General features: G+C 73.3%; 4 protein-coding genes. 2 read left to right on the top strand and 2 right to left on the bottom strand.

Going from position 1 to position 21,261, the window contains the following annotated elements; all coding sequences use genetic code 11:
* Both N5I75_RS16015 and N5I75_RS16010 read right to left on the bottom strand, forming a co-directional pair.
* On the bottom strand, positions 1–987 hold the full coding sequence (locus tag N5I75_RS16015) for a Gfo/Idh/MocA family protein (RefSeq protein WP_476678093.1): 987 nt from the start codon (positions 985–987) through the stop codon (positions 1–3).
* Positions 984–2,363 (bottom strand): NDP-hexose 2,3-dehydratase family protein, encoded by a 1,380-nt coding sequence (locus N5I75_RS16010; RefSeq protein ID WP_476678091.1) that lies wholly within the window; start codon positions 2,361–2,363, stop codon positions 984–986. Before N5I75_RS16010 ends, N5I75_RS16015 begins: the two co-directional genes overlap by 4 nt.
* Before the next feature lie 275 nt (positions 2,364–2,638).
* Between N5I75_RS16010 and N5I75_RS16005 the strand changes: the two genes are divergently transcribed.
* Positions 2,639–15,160 (top strand): type I polyketide synthase, encoded by a 12,522-nt coding sequence (locus tag N5I75_RS16005; RefSeq protein ID WP_476678089.1) that lies wholly within the window; start codon positions 2,639–2,641, stop codon positions 15,158–15,160.
* 51 nt (positions 15,161–15,211) lie between these two features.
* Positions 15,212–21,261, top strand: a 6,050-nt coding sequence (locus N5I75_RS16000) for a type I polyketide synthase (RefSeq protein WP_476678087.1), incomplete at its 3' end; no start/stop codon positions are given.

The raw sequence follows: 21,261 nt of genomic DNA, 5'->3' as shown, positions 1-21,261 counted from the left end.
CTAAAGTTCAGCCCGTCTTGCCACCTTGCGGATGGTGTCCACCAGCTCCATCGTGCCGACGAGGGAGTCCGTGTGCGGCCCGGCGCCCGCGCGGATCGCCTCGGCGAACTCGTCGAGCAGGAGCGCCAGTTGGTCCGCGGCGGGCAGCGTGAGCCGCTCCTCGCGGTCCTGCTCCTCGATGACGAGCGTCGGCCGGTGGGCGGGGGGCGGGGTGAACGCGCGCTCCACGGTCACCCGCGCCCGGTCGCCCCACAGCGTGTAGGCCGACGCGTAGGTGTGCTCGAAGCCGAACGCCAGCTCGGCGAGGACCCCCGACCGGGACACGAGCAGCACCTGTCCCGACAGGTCGAGGCCGTCCGAGGCCCGGGTGCGCAGCGTAGCGCCGGCCACTTCGAGGCCCGGACCGAGCAGCAGCGCGGCGGCCCGCAGCGGGTACACGCCGGCGTCGAGGAGCGCGCCGCCGCCCAGGGCCGGGTCGTAGCGGATGTCGTCGTCCGGCAGGGGAGGGATGCAGAACGCGGCGCGGAAGGAGGCGACCCGTCCCAGCCGGCCGTCGGCCATCAGGGCGCGCACGCTGTCGTGCTGCGGGTGGTGGAGGAACATGAAGTTCTCCCGCAGCGTCAGGCCCCGCTCCGCCGCGAGCGCGCACAGCGAGCGCGCCTCGGCCGCGTCGGTCCCGATGGCCTTCTCCACCAGGACGTGCTTGCCCGCGCGCAGCGCCCGCTCGGCCCACTCGTGGTGCAGAGCCGTCGGGGTCGACACGTACACGGCGTCGATGTCGGGCCGGGCGAGGAGCGCCTCCGGGTCCTTTTCGGCCGCGCACCCGAAGTGCTCCGCGTACAGGGCCGCCTTCTTCGCCGTACGTCCGGCGACAGCCACCAGCTCCCACTGCGGCATCCGTGCCACCGTGGGCAGCACGCGCCGCCACGCGATCGACGACGTACCGATCGCGCCGAGCCGCAACGGCCGGGCCGCGGGCGCCGTCACAGCGACCTCAGGGCGGCGATCAGAGTGCGTGCCTGCACGTTCAGGTGGTGGCTGTAGCGCAGCAGTTCGTCGACCTGGCGCGGCGACACCCACTGGAACTCGTCGGAGACCAGGGGGATGTCGTCCTCGATCTCGATGATCACGTAGTGGCTCTGGGCGTTGAGGAACCGCCCGCCCTCCTCCGAGAGCAGCACGTCGTAGACGGCCGAGCCGCGCCGGTCGCGGACCTCGTCCAGGTACGGCGGCCGGGCGTCGGGCGGCAGGTCCGCGTAGTTCTCGGGGGTGCACTGCACCGTCGGGCCCAGCTCGACGACGGACAGGAACCCGGCCTCGGCGCGGGCGCGCAGCAGGACGTGCGGCACGCCGCCCACCCGGCGCACGAACAGCGCCGACGTGCCCGTGCCGTGCGGCTCGATGAGCGGCTGCGACCACGCCGCCACCTCGCGCCGCCCGGAGACGACGTCGACCGCCACGACGCTGAAGTGGTGTCCGCCCACGTGGGACACGGCGTCCGGGTCGTGCCGCCAGTCCTTGGTCTCCGCGAGCCCGATCGGCACCACGTGCACGTCGTGCTCGGCCCGCCGCCGGGTGATCCAGCTGCGGATCTCGCTGTCCGTGTGCAGCGAAGCGCCGCACTCGGTGGCGTCGGGCCGCCAGTCCGGCAGGCACGACAGGACCGTACGGGAGTCCATGTTCACCACGTTGTCCTGCCGCAGCAGCAAGTTGACCTGGCGGAGCGTCAGCCAGGCGAAGTCCTCACCGGCCTCCACCTCGGGGCCGACCCGGACGATCATGTTGCGGTTCCGCTTGCGCAGGAACCAGGACCCCTGCTCCGACTGCAGCACATCGGCGATGACCGAACCCGGCTCGGGGCGGCGGAAGCAGTCCAGGTACTTCACGGCCGAACCGCCGTGCACCCTGCGGTAGTTGCTCTTCGTCGCCTGGACCGTCGGCGACAACTGCATCCCGTTCACATTGCCCGGCTCCGCCTTGGCCTGCATCAGCAGATGCGGAATGCCGTCGAAGTCCCGTACGGCGATGCCCAGGATCCCGATCTCGGGCTGGTCGATGATGGGCTGCTCCCACTCGGGGACAGGACCGAAGTCCGAGCGGACCCGCAGCCCGTGCACCGAGAAGAAGCGGCCGCTCGCGTGGCGCAGGTCGCCGGTGCCCGGGTCGAACCGCCAGCCGTCGAGCTCCGCGAACGGCACCCGCTCCACCTGCTGCGGCTGTGTGCGGCGCCGCTCCTCCAGCCACGCGGCGAGCTCCGCGTCGCTCAGCACACCGCCGTCGACGGTCGCCGCCGAAGCGGCCAGCGCCGCCCGTGTGCCGGCCTCCTCATCGCGCGACGGCGCGGATGCGGGTGTCGGTGCCATGGGTCTGCCCTTCTTGCGATTCGGGATACCTCCCAGCGTGCCCGCCGCGATTCCGGCATTCGCCTAGAACATCGCCCTTGCGGCCGGTTCCCGGGCTGGCTACCATCCGCCGCCGCTTCCCGGGGCGGCCGGCCCGAAAAAGTACGCCCGCGACGCCCACGACGTGCTTAGAGATTCCCCTAGAGCGTTTCCTCCGAACGCCGGACGGCCCTCGCCCTCATGCGAATGTGTGAGCCGTCCCCGCCCTCCCGCCCTCGGTATTTGGAGTGCCATCGATGAACGAGCCGGTGCCCACCGACGTCCGGAATACCGCTCCGGGCCCTGAGCCCGTGGCCGTGGTCGGCCTCGCGTGCCGGCTCCCGGGCGCCGACGACCCGGACCGGTTCTGGCAGCTGCTCACCGAGGGCCGCGACGCCGTCACCGACACCCCCGAGGACCGCCGCGCGGGCACCCCCGCCGACGGCTGGCCCACCCCGCACGGCGGCACCGCACCCCTGCGCGGCGGATACGTGTCGGCACCCGCCGACTTCGACGCGGCGTTCTTCGGCATCTCGCCGCGCGAGGCCGACGCCATGGACCCGCAGGCCCGCCTCGCCCTCGAACTGGGCTGGGAGGCCCTGGAGAGCGCCGGGATCCCCGCGACCGCCGCCCCGCGCGCCACCGCCGTCCACCTCGGCGCGGACACCTGCGACTACGCCGACGTCGCCCGCGACGCCGGACAGCCGGCGGGGCACCACACCCTCACCGGCCTCAACCGGTCCCTCATCGCCAACCGGCTCTCCTACGCCCTCGGGGTCAGCGGCCCCAGCATGACCGTCGACAGCGCGCAGTCCTCCTCCCTCACCGCCGTCCAGCTCGCCTGCGACAGCCTGCGCCTCGGCGAGAGCGAACTCGCCCTCGCGGGCGGCGTCCACCTCAACCTCAGCCCCGCATCCACGCTGGCCGCCGCCCAGTTCGGCGCGCTCTCCCCGGACGGCGCCTGCCACACCTTCGACGCCCGCGCCAACGGCTACGTACGAGGCGAGGGCGGCGGCATCGTCGTACTGAAGCTGCTCTCCCGCGCCCTCGCCGACGGCGACCGCATCCACGCCGTCATCCGCGGCGGCGCCCTCAACAACGACGGCACCGGCACCAGCATCACCACCCCCGACGCCGATGCCCAGGCGGCCGTCCTGCGCGCCGCCTGCCACCGCGCGGGCGTCGACCCCGCGGACATCGGCTACGTCGAACTGCACGGCACGGGCACCCGCGTCGGCGACCCCGTGGAGGCCGCCGCCCTCGGCGCGGTCCTCGGCACCGCACAGGGCCGGCGCACGCCGCTCGCCGTCGGCTCCGTGAAGACCAACATCGGCCACCTCGAAGGCGCGGCAGGCATCGCGGGCCTGATCAAGACCGTGCTGTGCCTCGCACACCGCCGCCTGGTGCCCAGCCTCCACCACGAGGAGCCGAACCCCGCCATCGACCTGGACGGCCTCGGCCTGCGGGTCCAGCGCGCGACCACCGACTGGACCCCGGCCGCCCCCGGCGCCCCGCTGCGCGCCGGAGTCTCCTCCTTCGGCATGGGCGGCACCAACGTCCACCTCGTCCTCGAAGAGCCCCCGGCGACCGAGGCGGCCCCGCCGCGGCAGGACCGCGAGTCCGGGGCCGCCACCGTGCCCTGGCTGCTGTCCGCCGCCACGCCCGAGGCGCTCCGCGCACAGACCGACCGCCTCACCGCGCACGTCCGCGACAGCGGAGCCGACCCCGTCGACACCGCGTGGTCCCTGCTCACCACCCGCGCCCACCTCCCGCACCGCGCCGTCGCCGTGGGCGCCGACACCACCGCTCTGCTGGGCGGCATCACCACGGCGACCCCGGCCGGACCGGTCGAGGGGGACATCCACCGCCCGGTGTTCGTCTTCCCCGGCCAAGGCAGCCAGTGGGCCGGCATGGCCTCCGAACTGCTCGCCACCTCACCGGTGTTCGCCGCCCGCCTCGCCGAGTGCGCGGACGCCCTCGCCCCGCACGTCGACTGGGATCTCGCGGCCGTCCTGCGCGGCGACCCGGACGCCCCGCCCCTGGACCGCTCCGACGTCGTACAGCCCGTCCTGTGGGCCGTCATGGTCTCCCTCGCCGCCCTGTGGCAGTCCCATGGCATCCGGCCCGCGGCCGTCGTCGGACACTCCCAGGGCGAGATCGCCGCGGCCGTCGTCGCCGGTGCGCTCAGCCTGGAGGACGCGGCGCTGGTCGTCGCCCTGCGCAGCAAGATCCTCGTCCCCCTCGAAGGCCGCAGCGGCATGGTCTCGCTCGCCCTCGCCCAGGACGACGCCCGCCGCTTCGTCGCACGCTGGGGCGACCGCGTCACGATCGCGGCCCTCAACGGGCCCCGCTCCACCGTCGTCTCCGCCGACATCGAGACCGTCACCGACATCCTCGCCACCGCCGAACGCGAGGACGTGCGCGCCCGCCGCGTCGGCATCGACTACGCCTCCCACTCCCCGCACGTCGAACCCGTCCGCGAGGAGATGCTCCGCCTCCTCGCCACCATCACGCCGCGCCGCCCCGACGTGCCCTTCCTGTCCACCGTCACCGGCGACCTGCTCGACCACGCGGCCACCGACGCCCGCTACTGGTACGACAACCTCCGCAACCCCGTCCTCCTCGAACCGGCCGTCCGCGCCCTCACCGCAGCGGGCCACGGCGCCTTCGTCGAGGTCAGCCCGCACCCTGTCCTGACCGCCCCCGTGCAGGACACCGTCGAGGCCGCCGCGGGCCCCCGGCACGCCGTCGTCACCGGAACCCTGCGCCGCGGCCAGGGCGGCGCCGTCCGCTTCCAGACCTCCCTCGCAGCGCTGTGGACCAGGGGCGCCGACGCCGACTGGACGCCCGCCTTCGCCGGGCTCGCACCGCGCCGGGTCCCGCTGCCGACGTACGCGTTCCAGCGCCGCCGCCACTGGATCGACGGGGCTCCGGGATCCCGGACAACCACGACATCGGCACCCGTCGAAAACACGCCGGCCCCGTCCGATGCAGCCGGTTCCCGACTCGACCGGGCCGACGCGCTCGACCTCGTCCGCGACTGCGCCGCCGTCGTCCTCGGCCACACCGACCGCAGCCAGGTCGACCCGCAACGCACCTTCAAGGAACTCGGCGTCGACTCCGTCACCGCCGTGGAACTCCGCGACCGGATCAACACCCTGTCCGGTGCCCACCTCCCCGCGACCGCCGTCTACGAGTACCCGACCCCCGCCCGCCTCGCCGCGCACCTGACCGCCCCCACCGCAGCCGACGAAGACACGGATCGCCCCGATCGCCGCACCGCCGCGGACGAGCCGATCGCCATCGTCTCGATGGGCTGCCGCTATCCCGGCGGCGTGCGCACTCCGGAGGACCTCTGGCGCCTGGTCCGCGACGAGGCGGACGCCATCTCCGCCTTCCCCACCGACCGCGGCTGGGACCTCGACACCCTCTACGACGCCGACCCCGACCGCACCGGCACCACATACGTCCGCGAAGGCGGGTTCCTCGATGGCGCGGGCGAGTTCGACGCCGCCTTCTTCGGCATCTCGCCGCGTGAGGCGACCGCGATGGACCCGCAGCAGCGGCTCCTCCTGGAAACAGCCTGGGAGACCGTCGAACGGGCCGGGCTCGACCCCCGCACCCTGCACGCCAGCACCACCGGCGTCTTCGTCGGCGCCACCGCGCCCGAGTACGGCCCCCGCCTGCACGAGGCCGGGGAATCTGTCGAGGGCCACGTCCTTACCGGCACGACGGCCAGCGTGATCTCCGGCCGCATCGCCTACGCGCTCGGTCTGGAGGGCCCCGCCGTCACGGTCGACACGGCCTGCTCCTCGTCGCTGGTCGCCCTGCACCTCGCCGTCCGTGCCCTGCGCGCCGGAGACTGCTCACTCGCCCTCGCGGCGGGCGCCACCGTCATGTCGGGGCCGGGCATGTTCGTCGAGTTCGGCCGCCAGCGCGGACTCGCCGCCGACGCCCGCTGCAAACCGTTCGCCGCCGACGCGGACGGCACGAACTGGGCCGAGGGCGTCGGCGTGCTGCTCCTGGAGCGCCTGTCGGACGCGCGGGCCAACGGCCATCAAGTGCTCGCTGTCGTACGAGGCTCGGCGATCAACCAGGACGGCGCGTCGAACGGTCTGACGGCGCCGAACGGGCCCTCGCAGCAGCGCGTTATTCGCGCGGCGTTGGCGGACGCGGGGGTGTCGGCCGCCGAGGTGGACGCGGTCGAGGCCCACGGTACGGGGACGAAGCTGGGCGATCCGATCGAGGCGCAGGCGCTGCTTGCCACGTACGGGCAGGAGCGCGACGCCGAACGGCCGTTGTGGCTTGGCTCGTTGAAGTCCAACATCGGACACGCCCAGGCCGCGGCCGGAGTCGGCGGCGTCATCAAGATGGTGCAGGCCATGCGGGCGCAGCTCCTGCCGAAGTCCTTGTACGCCGAGGCACCCTCGCCGCTCGTCGACTGGGAGTCGGGCGCCGTGGAACTGCTCGACCAGGCCCGCGACTGGGCGGAGCCGGACGGGCGTCCGCGTCGCGCAGCGGTGTCGTCCTTCGGCATCAGCGGCACCAACGCGCACGTCATCCTCGAAGCCGCACCCAGCCTTGAAGTGCCGGACAGGACGGCAACCGACGTCACCCTGCCCTGGCTCGTGTCGGCCCGCACCCCGGCGGCGCTCACGGAGCAGGAGAACCGCCTCGCGCAGTTCGCCGCTGGCGCCACTTCCCCTGAACCGGTGGATGTGGCGTGGTCGTTGTGGCGGTCGCGGACGGCGTTCGAGTGCCGGTCGGTGGTGGTCGCCGGGGAGCCGGTGGTGTCGGGTTCGGTGGTGGCCGCGGCCTCGTCTCCGGTGTTCGTGTTCCCGGGGCAGGGGGCGCAGTGGGTGGGGATGGCGGTTGAGCTTCTTGATTCGTCGCCGGTGTTCGCTGGCCGGTTCGAGGAGTGTGCTGCGGCGCTGGACGAGTTTGTCGACTGGTCGTTGGTCGATGTGGTGCGGGGTGTGGACGGCGCCCCCGGCTTCGACCGGGTGGATGTCGTGCAGCCGGTGTTGTGGGCGGTGATGGTGTCGCTGGCCGCGCTGTGGGAGTCGTTCGGTGTGAAGCCGGCTGCGGTGATCGGCCACTCGCAGGGTGAGATCGCGGCTGCGGTGGTCGCGGGTGCGTTGAGTGTGGCTGATGGTGCGCGGGTGGTGGCGTTGCGGTCGCGTGCGATCACGGCGTTGGCCGGGCGTGGTGGCATGGTGTCGGTGGCGTTGCCCGCGCATGGTGCTGAGGAGTTGGCGGGGCGCTGGCCAGGTCGGGTCTCGGTGGCGGCGGTGAACGGGCCGACCTCGACCGTCGTCTCTGGTGACGCGGATGCGCTCGATGAGCTGGTCGCGTACGCCGATGGCGTGGGTATTCGCGTACGCCGGATCGAGGTCGACTATGCCTCGCACTCGGCGCACGTGGAGTCCATCGAGGCTGAGCTGGCCGAGGTGCTGGGCGCCGTGACGGCTCTGGAGCCGTCGGTGCCGTTCCTGTCGACCGTTACGGGCAAGTGGATCGACTCTGCTGTTACCGACGGCCGGTACTGGTATCGCAACCTGCGGCAGACCGTTCAGCTGGCCCCGGCCGTTGCGAAGCTCGTCGCCGAGGGGCATGGCGCGTTCCTGGAGATGAGTCCGCACCCGGTGCTGACCGTGCCGGTCGCCGAGACCGTCGAGGATGCGGGCGCGGATGCGGTCGTGGTGGGTTCGCTGCGGCGCGGTGAGGGCGGCCTCGACCGCTTCTACCTCTCCCTCGGGGAGGCCTGGGCGGGAGGCGTCGCCGTCGACTGGGCGCCTGCTTTCGAGGGCCTGTCTCCGCGACAAGTCGATCTGCCGACTTATGCCTTCCAGCGCGCCCGTTACTGGCTCGACGTGCCGAAGGCGCAGGTCAGCACGGACCCCGTCGAGGACCAGTTCTGGCGCAGTGTCGAAGAGGGTGACTTGGAGGCGCTCGCCGACACCATCGGCGTAGAGGTGGAGGAAGGGCTGGACGCGGTCGTCCCCGCCCTGGCCGCATGGCGCACCGCCCGCCGTGAGCGGGGTGCGGTCGACGGCTGGAGGTATCGCACCGAGTGGCGACCCCTGCCCGTCGCCGCCCCCGCATCCATTGGCGGGACCTGGCTGCTCGTCCTCCCCGAGCAGATGGAGGATGACCGGCTCGTCGCCCACGTACTGTCCGCGCTTGAGGAGCGCGGCGACCGTGCGGTCGTCGTGGCCGCCTCCGGAGACCTGGATCGCGCCGCTTTCACCGCCTTGCTGGCACCGTCGGCCGACTACGCCGGGGTGCTGTCGTTCCTGGCCCTCGACGAACGCCCGCATCCGCTCCGGCCCGCCGTGCCGCTCGGTCTCGCCGGGACCCTCACCCTCGTACAGGCTCTCGGCGACGCGGAGATCGACGCGCCTCTGTGGTGCGTGACCAGGGGCGCCGTGGGCACCGGTCCGCAGGACCCGCCGACCGCGCCGTCCCAGGCCGGTGTGTGGGGCCTCGGACGGGTAGCCGCCCTGGAACACCCGAAGCGGTGGGGCGGGCTCGTCGACCTCCCGGCGTCGGGGGCCGGCCACGTCGTGGACCTCCTCCTGGACACCGTCACGGCGGGCACCGTGGAGGATCAGGTGGCCCTGCGCGACGGTGCGGCGTACGGCCGTCGTCTCGTGCACGCGGCCACCGGCGGCAAGGCGGCCCCGCGTGACTGGCAGCCGCGTGGGACAGTCCTCGTGACCGGCGGTACCGGGGCCCTCGGCGCGCACGTCGCCCGCTGGCTCGCCGCGCGGGGAGCGGACCACCTCGTGCTCACCGGCCGCCGGGGCGACGGCGCCCACCTCGACGGCCTGCGGGACGAACTCGCGGCGGCGCACGGAACCCGGCTCACCGTCGCCGCCTGCGACACCGCCGACCGCGACGCCCTGGCGGACCTGGTCGGCAGCCTCGCCGAGGACGGCAGCCCCGTGCGTTCCGTCGTCCACGCGGCCGGTGTGAGTGTCCTCGGCCCGATCGCCGAAGCGGGCGTCGACGACCTCGCCGCCACGCTGTCCGGAAAGGTCCTCGGCGCCGCTCACCTCGACGAGGTCCTCGACACCGCCGACCTGGACGCCGTCGTCTACTTCTCGTCCATCTCCGGCACGTGGGGCGTCGCCGACCACGCCGCGTACGGCGCGGCCAACGCGATGCTCGACGCCCGCGCCGAACGCCGCCGCGCTGACGGCGCCCCCGTGCTCTCCGTGGCCTGGGGCCCCTGGGCGGGCGGCGGCATGATCGCCGAGTCCGTCCAGGACGACCTGCGCCGCAGGGGCGTGCCCGTCATCCAGCCCAGCACCGCCGTCACCGGGCTCCAGCAGGCGCTCGACCACGACGACACGGTCGTGGCGGTCGCCGATGTCGACTGGCGCCGGTTCGCCGAGGTCTTCACCTCGGTGCGCGGCAGCGCCTTGCTGACCGAACTGCCCGCCGCCCAGGGCGAAACCGCCGACAACGCCGCCGAGGACGGGGACGAGACCTCCGCGGGACTCCGTGAACTCGCCGGCCTGCCGCCCGCCCGCCGGCTCGCCGCGCTGCGGACCCTCGTCGGCACCCACGTGGCGGCCGCTCTGGGACACGCTGATGCCGAGGCCGTCAGCGTGGAGGCCGCGTTCAAGGAGCTGGGCTTCGACTCGCTCACCGCCGTCGCCCTGCGCGACCGGCTGCACCGCGCCACCGGTCTGAAGCTCCCCACCACCGTCGTCTTCGACCACCCCAGCATCTCCGCGCTCGCCGCTTACATCGACGACCTCGCGTTCGGGGGACGGGACCAGTTCACGGGACAGGACCAGTACACGGGGCAGGACCAGTTCGCGGAACAGCATCAGTCAGACGCGCGGCCGACGGAGGAGCCGGCGCGCGCGGCGGGCGACGACGACCCGATCGCCATCGTCTCGATGGGCTGCCGCTTCCCCGGCGGCGTGCGCACTCCGGAGGACCTGTGGCGACTGGTCCTCGACGGCGAGGACGCCATCACCCCGCTCCCCACCGACCGCGGCTGGGACCTGGCCGCCCTCTACGACCCCGACCCCGACCACCTCGGCACCAGCTACGTGCGCGAGAGCGGGTTCCTCGACGGCGCGGGCGAGTTCGACGCCGCCTTCTTCGGCATCTCGCCCCGTGAGGCGACCGCGATGGACCCGCAGCAGCGGCTCCTCCTCGAGGCCTCCTGGGAGACCCTGGAGCGGGCCGGCATCGACCCGAAGAGCCTGCGATCCAGCTCGACCGGCGTCTACGTCGGCCTCACCGACCAGGAGTACGCCACCCAGCTGCGTGCCGCGTCCGGCGACAACGAGGGGTACCTCGCCACCGGCGCGGCGGCCAGCGTGGCGTCGGGGCGCATCGCGTACGCGCTGGGTCTGGAGGGACCCGCGGTCACGGTCGACACGGCCTGCTCCTCGTCGCTGGTCGCCCTGCACCTCGCGGTCCGCGCCCTGCGCGCCGGTGAGTGCCGCCTCGCGCTGGCGGGCGCCGCCACGGTGATGTCCGGGCCGGGCGCGTTCGTCGCTTTCAGCCGCCAGCGCGCGCTGGCCGCCGACGGGCGCTGCAAGCCCTTCGCCGCCGACGCGGACGGCTTCGCGCTCTCCGAGGGCGTCGGCGTCCTGCTCCTGGAGCGCCTGTCGGACGCGCGGGCCAACGGCCACCAGGTGCTCGGTGTCATACGAGGCTCGGCGATCAACCAGGACGGCGCGTCGAACGGTCTGACGGCGCCGAACGGACCCTCGCAGCAGCGCGTTATTCGCGCGGCGTTGGCGGACGCGGGGGTGTCGGCCGCCGAGGTGGACGTGGTCGAGGCGCACGGCACGGGGACGAAGCTGGGCGATCCGATCGAGGCGCAGGCGCTGCTCGCCACCTACGGGCAGGAGCGCGACGCCGAACGGCCGTTGTGGCTGGGATCGGTGAAGTCCAACATCGGGCACACGCAGGCCGCGTCCGGCATGGCCGGGATCATCAAGATGGTGCAGGCGATGCGGCACGGCACGCTGCCCAAGTCCCTCAAGGCGGACGAGCCGTCCCCGATCGTCGACTGGTCCACGGGCGCTGTGGAGCTGCTCGACCAAACCCGGGAGTGGGCGGCGCCGGACGGGCGTCCGCGTCGGGCCGGCGTGTCGTCCTTCGGCATCAGCGGCACCAACGCCCATGTCATCGTCGAGGCACCCCAGCAGGCCGCCGATGAGCCCGCCCCCGACCGTGAGTCCGCGCCGGAGCTGCCGTTCCTGGTCTCCGCCCGGACCGAAGAGGCCCTGGACGCCCAGATCCGGCAGCTGACCGAGCACCTGGAGTCCGTCGCCGCGCACCCGGTGGATGTGGCGTGGTCGTTGTGGCGGTCGCGGACGGCGTTCGAGTGCCGGTCGGTGGTGGTCGCCGGGGAGCCGGTGGTGTCGGGTTCGGTGGTTGCGGCGGCGGCGTCCCCGGTGTTCGTGTTCCCGGGGCAGGGGGCGCAGTGGGTGGGGATGGCGGTTGAGCTTCTTGATTCGTCGCCGGTGTTCGCGGGGCGGTTCGAGGAGTGTGCTGCGGCGCTGGACGAGTTTGTCGACTGGTCGTTGGTCGATGTGGTGCGCGGCGTGGACGGCGCCCCCGGCTTCGACCGGGTGGATGTCGTGCAGCCGGTGTTGTGGGCGGTGATGGTGTCGCTGGCCGCGCTGTGGGAGTCGTTCGGTGTGCGGCCGGCGGCGGTGATCGGGCACTCGCAGGGTGAGATCGCGGCTGCTGTGGTGGCGGGTGCGTTGAGTGTGGCTGATGGTGCGCGGGTGGTGGCGTTGCGGTCGCGTGCGATTACGGCGTTGGCCGGGCGTGGTGGCATGGTGTCGGTCGCGCTGGCGGCTGAGGGTGCCCGAGAGTTGGCTGATCGTTGGCAGGGTCGGGTGTCGGTGGCTGCGGTGAACGGGCCTACCTCGACCGTCGTCTCTGGTGACGCGGATGCGCTCGATGAGCTGGTCGCGTACGCCGACGGCGTGGGCATACGCGTACGTCGGATCGAGGTCGACTATGCCTCGCACTCGGCGCATGTGGAGTCCATCGAAGAGGAGTTGGCGACCCTCCTGGCCCCTGTGATGGCTCTGGAGCCGTCGGTGCCGTTCCTGTCCACGGTGACGGGGGAGTGGGTCGAGCCGGGTCAGACCGACGGCCGGTACTGGTACCGCAACCTGCGGCAGACCGTTCAGCTGGCCCCGGCCGTCGCGAAGCTCGTCGCTGAGGGCCATGGCGCGTTCCTGGAGATGAGTCCGCACCCGGTGCTGACCGTCCCGGTCGCCGAGACCGTGGAGGCGGCCGGTTCGGACGCCCCGGTCGTCGGGTCCCTGCGGCGCAAGGAAGGCGGCCTCGACCGCTTCTACCTCTCCCTCGGCGAAGCCTGGGCGAAGGGCGTCGCCGTCGACTGGGCACCCGCCTTCGAAGGGCTGTCTCAGCGACAGGTCGATCTGCCGACTTATGCCTTCCAGCGCGCCCGTTACTGGCTCGAGGTGCCGAAGGCGCAGGCAAGCACGGACCCCGTCGAGGCGGAGTTCTGGCGGACCGTGGAGGAAGGCGATCTGGAGAAGCTCGCCGACACCATCGGCGTCAAGGAAGGGCTGGACGCGGTCGTCCCCGCCCTGGCCGCATGGCGCACCGCCCGCCGCGAACGGAGCACGCTCGACAACTGGTCCTACCGCGTGGTGTGGAAGCCGTTCGCCTCTCCCGGCGTCGGTGCCCTCACCGGCGACTGGCTGCTCGTCGTGCCCGAGGCCCGCGAAGGTGACGACCTCACGGCGCGGACCCGGCGTGTGCTGGAGGAAGCGGGGGCCGGTGTCGTCCCGGTCGTCGTGCCCGAGCAGGCGGACCGCGCGGTCCTGGCCGAACTGCTCGACGCGGCCGTCGCGGACGCGGGAGACGTACCGGCGGGGGTGTTGTCCCTGCTCGCCCTCTACGACGAAGGCGACGAACCGGACAAGCGCAGCCCCGGTGTCTCCACCGGCCTCCTGGCCTCCATGGCCTTGAGCCAGGCGCTCACCGACACCGCCGTCCGAGCCGGACTGTGGACGCTGACGAGAGAAGCCGTGACGGTCGACGGCGGCGCATCGGCACCGAACGCCGCCCAGGCCGCCGTGTGGGGCCTGCTCCGGGTCGCCGCGCTCGACGACCCCGAGCGGGCGGGCGGTCTGATCGACCTCCCGGCCGACGGTGCCACCGACGTGCTGTCCCACCTGCCCGCGCTGCTGGCCGGCGGCAACGCTCCAGGCAGCAACGCTCCAGTCGGCAACGCTCCAGGCAGCAACGCTCCAAGCGGCGACGCTCCAGGCGGCAACGCGCCAGTGCGCAACGCTCCCGGTGGCGAAAGCGAGTTCGCGCTGCGGCCCGGTGCCGTGGGCGTCCGAGTCCGCCGCATGGTGCGCTCCCCGCTCGGCGCGGCGGCGGCCCCGCGTGACTGGAGGCCGCGCGGGACGGTACTCGTCACCGGCGGCACTGGCGCGCTCGGCGCCCACGTCGCCCGGGACCTCGCCCGCGAGGGCGCCGAACACCTCGTACTGACGAGCAGGCGCGGCCCCGACGCGCCCGGCGCGGCGGAGCTGGAGCGGGAGTTGGCCGAGCTGGGCTGCCGGGTCACGATCGCCGCCTGCGACGTCGCCGACCGTGCCGCGCTCGCCGCGCTCCTGGACTCGCTGCCCGCCGAGCCCGCGCTGACGGCGGTCGTGCACACTGCGGGCGCCGTCGACCAGGCCCGGCCCCTCACCGAGGTCGACCCGAACGAGGCGGTCGACCTGATGCACGCCAAGGTCGTCGGCGCCGAGCACCTGCACGACCTGCTCGCCGGGCACCCCCTGGACGCGTTCGTGCTCTTCTCCTCCGGCGCCGGTGTCTGGGGCAACGGCGGCCAGGCACCGTACGCGGCGGCCAACGCCCACCTCGACGCCCTCGCCGAGCGGCGCCGCGCCGAGGACCTGCCCGCGACGTCCGTCGCATGGGGCGCCTGGGCGGGCGGCGGCATGGTCGACGCCGAGGTGGGGGAGCAGCTGCTCCGGCGCGGCGTGCCCGCGATGGAGCCGAGGCTCGCCGCCCGCGCCCTGCGCGAGGCGGTGACGGCGGACGAAGCGACCGTCGTCGTCGCGGACATCCGCTGGGACCGCTTCGTCCCGGCCTACTGCGCCCACGGGCACCGTCCGCTCATCGACGAGATTCCGGACGTCCAGGAGCTGACGGCCGCGCAAGCCGCCCAGCAGGACGAGGACGCCGCCGCGCGCACGACGGGCGGGGCCCCGGGCGGGCTGCGCGCCGAGCTGACCGCCCTGCCTCCGGCCAAGCGCAGGCGGCGACTGGCCGAGCTGATCCGCACGCACGTCACCGCTGTGCTCGGCACCGCACCGGCCGAGGCGGTCAAGCCCGGCAAGGCGTTCCGTGACATGGGCTTCGACTCCCTGACCGCCGTGGAGTTGCGCAACAGACTCGGCGCTGCACTCGGCACCAAGCTCTCGGCGACGCTCGTCTTCGACCACCCCACGCCGAACGCCCTCGCCGACCATCTGGGCGCGGAGCTGTTCCCGGCCGACGACGGCGACGCCATCCGCCTCGACCCTCGGCTCCGGGAGATCGAGGCGGCCTACCGCGCCGACACCGACCCGGCCGGCCGGCAGGGACTCGCCGACGCGCTGCGCGGCCTCCTCGACTCCTGGGCCGCATCCGACGCGTCCACCGACGAGGTGCCCCCCGCGGCCGTCGACGAGGAACTGGTCGGCGCCTCCGACCAGGACATGTTCGACCTGATCGACAAGGAACTCGGGATCTCCTGAGCGGTCCCCGACACGACATCCCGATTCTCGAAGCTCGAAGGGCTGACTGGCATGGCCAACACGGACAACACCGAGGACAAGCTGCGGGACTACCTCAAGCGCGTCACCACGGACCTGCGGCAGACCCGCGGCAGGCTCACCGACCTGGAGACGCGGGCGCACGAGCCCGTCGCCATCGTGGCCACCGCCTGCCACATGCCCGGCGGAGTGCGCAGCCCCGAGGACCTGTGGCGGATCGTCGCCGACGGCGTCGACACCGTCTCCGACCTGCCTTCCGACCGTGGCTGGGACATCGACGCGCTGTACGACCCCGACCCCGAGCGCATCGGCACCAGCTACGTCCGCCAGGGCGCCTTCCTCCACGACGCCGCCCAGTTCGACGCGGGCTTCTTCGAGATCTCGCCGCGTGAGGCGACCGCGATGGACCCGCAGCAGCGGCTCCTCCTGGAGACCACCTGGGAGGCGTTCGAACGCGGCGGCATCGACCCGACCACCCTGCGGGGCAGCTCCACCGGCGTCTTCGTCGGCGCCAGCAACCAGGCGTACGCGCCCGACGGCACCCGCGCCCCCGAGGGCATCGAGGGACACCTGCTGACCGGCGGGTCCGCCGCCGTCCTGTCGGGCCGTATCGCCTACAACTTCGGCTTCGAGGGCCCCGCCGTCAGCCTCGACACCATGTGCTCCTCGTCGCTTGTCGCCCTCCACCTCGCGGTGCGGGCCCTGCGCTCCGGTGAGTGCTCCATGGCCGTCGCGGGTGGCGTCACCGTCATGGCCAGCATGCGCAACTTCATCGAGTTCAGCCGCCAGCGCGGACTCGCCGCCGACGGCCGCTGCAAGCCCTTCTCCGCCGACGCCGACGGCACCGGCTGGGGCGAAGGCGTCGGCGTCCTGCTCCTGGAGCGGCTGTCGGACGCCCAGGCCAACGGCCATCAGATCCTGGCCGTCATCCGCGGCTCGGCGATCAACCAGGACGGCGCGTCGAACGGCCTGACGGCCCCCAACGGACCTTCGCAGCAGCGCGTCATCCGCGCGGCCCTGTCCGACGCGGGCCTGTCCACCACGGACGTCGACGTGGTCGAGGCCCACGGCACCGGCACGAAGCTCGGCGACCCGATCGAGGCTCAAGCGCTGCTTGCCACCTACGGCAAGGAACGCGACGCCCACAGCCCGCTGTGGCTCGGCTCCCTGAAGTCCAACGTCGGCCACACACAAGCCGCTTCCGGCGTCGCCGGCGTCATCAAGATGGTCGAGTCGCTCCGGCACGGCGTGGTCCCGAAGTCCCTGCACGGCGAGGACCCCACTCCGCACGTCGACTGGTCCTCCGGCACCCTCCGGCTGCTCACCGAGGCCGTCGACTGGCCCGAGACCGGACGGCCGCGCCGCGCGGGCGTCTCCTCGTTCGGCGGCAGCGGCACCAACGCCCACGTCGTCCTGGAACAGGCACCGGCCCCCGAGCCCGCCGAGGAGACGGCCGCTGGGACCGACGCCGCCGATGCCGTACTGCCCTGGCTGCTGTCCGCCCGCTCGGACGCCGCACTGCGCGAGCAGGCCCGGCGGCTGGCCGACCGCGTCGAATCCGCCGACCTGTCCGCCGTGGACGTCGCCCACACCCTCGCCACCGGCCGCGCCGCGCTGGAGGAGCGCGCCGTCGTCGTCGGCACCGACCGCTCCGCCCTGCTCGACTCCCTCCGCGCCGTGGCCCGAGGCGACCAGCCCGCGACCACCGCCCGCGGCCTCGCCGAGAGCGAAAGCCTCGACCCCGTGTTCGTGTTCCCGGGGCAGGGGGCGCAGTGGGTGGGGATGGCGGTTGAGCTTCTTGATTCGTCGCCGGTGTTCGCGGGGCGGTTCGAGGAGTGTGCTGCGGCGCTGGACGAGTTTGTGGACTGGTCGTTGGTCGATGTGGTGCGGGGTGTGGAGGGTGCGCCTGGCTTTGACCGGGTGGATGTGGTGCAGCCGGTGTTGTGGGCGGTGATGGTGTCGCTGGCCGCGCTGTGGGAGTCGTTCGGGGTGAAGCCGGCTGCGGTGGTCGGTCATTCGCAGGGTGAGATCGCTGCTGCGGTGGTCGCGGGTGCGTTGAGTGTGGCTGATGGTGCGCGGGTGGTGGCGTTGCGGTCGCGTGCGATCACGGCGCTGGCCGGGCGTGGTGGCATGGTCTCGGTCGCGCTGGCGGCCGAGGGCGCCCAGGAGTTGGCTGATCGTTGGCCGGGTCGGGTGTCGGTGGCTGCGGTGAACGGGCCGACCTCGACCGTGGTCTCCGGTGACGCCGATGCGCTCGATGAGCTGGTCGCGTACGCCGACGGCGCGGGCATACGTGTGCGTCGGATCGAGGTCGACTATGCCTCGCACTCGGCGCACGTGGAGTCCATCGAACAAGAGCTGGCGGACCTCCTGGCTTCCGTGACGGCTCTGGAGCCGTCGGTGCCGTTCCTGTCGACCGTTACGGGCGAGTGGATCGACTCCGCTGACACGAACGGCCGGTACTGGTACCGGAACCTGCGGCAGACCGTTCAGCTGGCGCCTGCCGTTGCCACGCTGGTCGCCGAGGGGCATGGTGCGTTCCTGGAGATGAGCCCGCACCCGGTGCTGACCGTCCCGGTCGCCGAGACCGTCGAGGCGGCTGGTTCGGACGCCCCGGTCGTCGGCTCCCTGCGCCGCGAACAGGGCGGCCTCGACCGCTTCTACCTCTCCCTGGGCGAGGCCTGGGCGAAGGGTGTCGCCGTCGACTGGGCCGCCGTCTTCACGGAGCTTTCGCCGCGCCGGGTCGACCTGCCGACCTACGCGTTCCAGCGCAGCCGCTACTGGCTCGACCTGCCGAAGGCACAGGCCGCCGCTGACCCGGCCGAGGAACAGTTCTGGCGCAGTGTCGAGGAGGGTGACCTCGACGCGCTCGCCGGCACGCTCGGCCTTGAGCGGACCGACGGACTCGGCGACCTCGTCCCCGCGCTCTCCGCCTGGCACCGGGGACGGCAGGGCCGCGCCCGCCTCGACAGCTGGCGCTACCGGGTCGTGTGGCGGCCGTACCGACTGCCCGGGAACACGGAGCTGGACGGCACCTGGCTGCTCGCCGTACCCGCTGACCATCTGGGATCGCCGCTGGTCAGCGGTGTCGCCGGGGCGATGGGCCGGGCTGGGGCGAACGTCGTCACCCTCGTCATGGACGCCGACGACCTGGACCGCGCGCAGATCGCCGCCCGTCTCAGCGCCGCAGCCGCGCAGACGGAGACCGCCGACGTACAGGGCGTCGTCTCCCTCCTCGCCCTCGACGAGCGCCCGGCACCCGCGCACTCCGGCGCCACCGCCGCCATGGTGTCCTCGCTGCTCCTCGTCCAGGGGCTGATCGATGCCGACATCGACGCCAAGATGTGGTTCCTCACCACCGGGGCCGTCGCCACCGGCGCCGGAGAAGACATGGTCGACCACCCGGTCCAGGGCGCCCTGTGGGGCCTCGGCCGCGTTGTCGCCCTCGAACAGCCGCGCCGCTGGGGCAGGTTGATCGACCTCCCCGCCGACATGGACGACGACACCGCACACGGGCTCGTCGCCCTCCTCGCGGCCCAGGGCGACGAGGACCAGGTCGCCCTGCGCGGCGCCGGCGCGCACATCCGCCGCCTTGTCCGCGCCCCGCTCGCGGGCCGCAGCGCCCCGCGCACCTGGCGCACCAGCGGAGCCGCACTCGTCACCGGCGGCACCGGGGGCCTCGGCGCCCACACCGCACGCCTCCTCGCCCGCAGCGGCGCCGAGCACCTCGTCCTGACCAGCCGCCACGGCTCCGACGCGCCCGGCGCGGCCGACCTGGAGCGGGAGCTGGCCGAACTCGGCTGCCGGGTCACGATCGCCGCCTGCGACGTCGCCGACCGGGACGCGCTGCGCCGCCTCGTCGAGCAGGTCGAGTCCGACGGGCCCGCGATCCGTACCGTCGTCCACACCGCCGGCGTCGGCATGCTCGCGCCGCTCGCCGACACCGACCTCGACTTCTTCGCCGAGGGCGCCCGCGCGAAGCTGCTCGGCGCGGCCCACCTCGACGCGCTCTTCGACCACGACCGCCTCGACGCCTTCGTCCTGTACTCGTCCGTCGCCGGCACCTGGGGCAGCGGCGACCACGGCGCCTACTCCGCGTCGAACGCCTACGTCGACGCCCTCGCTGAGAACCGCCGGGCCCGCGGCCTCACCGGCACGTCCCTGGCCTGGGGCATCTGGAGCCCCGAGGGCGGCGGCATGGCCGTCAACGTCGTACGCGAGCAACTGCGCTGGCGCGGCATCCCGTTCATGGACGCCGACCTCGCCGTCGCGGGGCTTCAGCAGGCGCTCGACCACGACGAGACCTTCCTCGCGATCGCCGACATCGACTGGGAGCGGTTCGTCCCCGTCTTCACGGCGGCCCACCCCAGGCCGCTGCTTCATGAGGTGCCCGAGGTCGCCGAGGCGATGAAGGCCGACGAGGCCGTGCTCGACCAGGCCGCCGACCGGCGCGGCGGACTGCGCGCCGAGCTCGCCGCCCTGCCCGCCGTCGATCGCGACCGGATGCTCACCGACGTGGTCCGCGCCCAGGTCGCCGCCGTCCTCGGCTACGCCGACGGAGGCGACGTCGCCGCCACCCGCGCCTTCCGCGAACTCGGCTTCGACTCCCTCACCGCCGTCGAACTGCGCAACCGCCTCAACGAGGCGACCGGCCTTGCCCTGCCCGCCACCATCGTCTTCGACCACCCCAACGTCCGCGACCTCGTACGCCACCTGCGCGGCCACCTCGTCGACGAAGGCGCCGACAGCGCCGACGAGCAACCCGCCGCGCTCCCCGCCGTACCGGCGGCCCGCACCGTCGCCCACGAGGACGAGCCGATCGCCATCGTCTCCATGGGCTGCCGCTTCCCCGGCGGAGCGCACTCGCCCGAGGACTTCTGGCGGCTCGTCGTCGACGGCACCGACGCGATCTCCCCGCTCCCGGCCGACCGCGGCTGGAACGTCGAGGACCTGTACGATCCCGATCCCGACCGGGCGGGCACCACGTACGCCCGCGACGGCGGATTCCTGCACGACGCGGGCGAGTTCGACGCCGCCTTCTTCGGCATCTCGCCGCGCGAGGCGACCGCCATGGACCCGCAGCAGCGCCTCCTCCTCGAAACCTCCTGGGAAACCCTGGAGCGGGCCGGCATCGCGCCGGACAGCCTGCGCGGCAGCGACACCGGCGTCTTCGTCGGCGTCTCCCACCAGGGCTACGGAGCGTCCGGCGAGGTCCCCGACGGCCTCGAAGGACACCTGATCACCGGCACCGTCACCAGCATCGCGTCGGGCCGCGTCTCCTACACCCTCGGCCTCGAAGGCCCGGCCGTGACCATGGACACCGGGTGCTCCTCCGCACTCGTCGCCATGCACGTGGCCATGCGTTCCCTGCGCTCCGGCGAGTGCTCCCTCGCCCTGACCGGCGGCGCCGCCGTCATGGGCGAGCCGATCGGCCTGGTCGGCTTCAGCCGCCAGCGCGGCCTCGCCGAGGACGGCCGCTGCAAGGCGTTCGGCGCGGGCGCCGACGGCATGGGCATGGCCGAGGGTGTCGGCGTCCTGCTCCTGGAGCGCCTGTCGGACGCGCGGGCCAACGGCCACCAGGTCCTGGCCGTCGTACGGGGCTCCGCCATCAACCAGGACGGCGCCTCCAACGGCCTCACCGCCCCCAACGGCCTTTCGCAGCAGCGCGTCATCCGCACGGCGCTGGCGGACGCGGGACTGTCGGCCGCCGACGTGGACGCGGTCGAGGCCCACGGCACGGGCACGAAGCTCGGCGATCCGATCGAGGCACAGGCGCTCCTTGCCACCTACGGTCAGGAGCGTGACGCCGACCGGCCGCTGTGGCTGGGATCGGTGAAGTCCAACATCGGGCACACGCAGGCCGCCTCAGGCATGGCCGGGATCATCAAGATGGTGCAGGCCATGCGCCACGGCACCCTGCCCAAGTCCCTGCACACCGACGAGGTCACCTCGTTCGTCGACTGGTCCGCCGGGCAGGTCCGGGTCCTCACCGAGGCACGCCCCTGGGAGCGGAACGACCGGCCGCGCCGGGCCGGTGTCTCCTCGTTCGGCGTCAGCGGCACCAACGCCCACGTCATCCTCGA

This window comes from Streptomyces sp. R818 (assembly GCF_056172735.1).
This window is presented reverse-complemented; position numbering and strand designations above follow the sequence as displayed.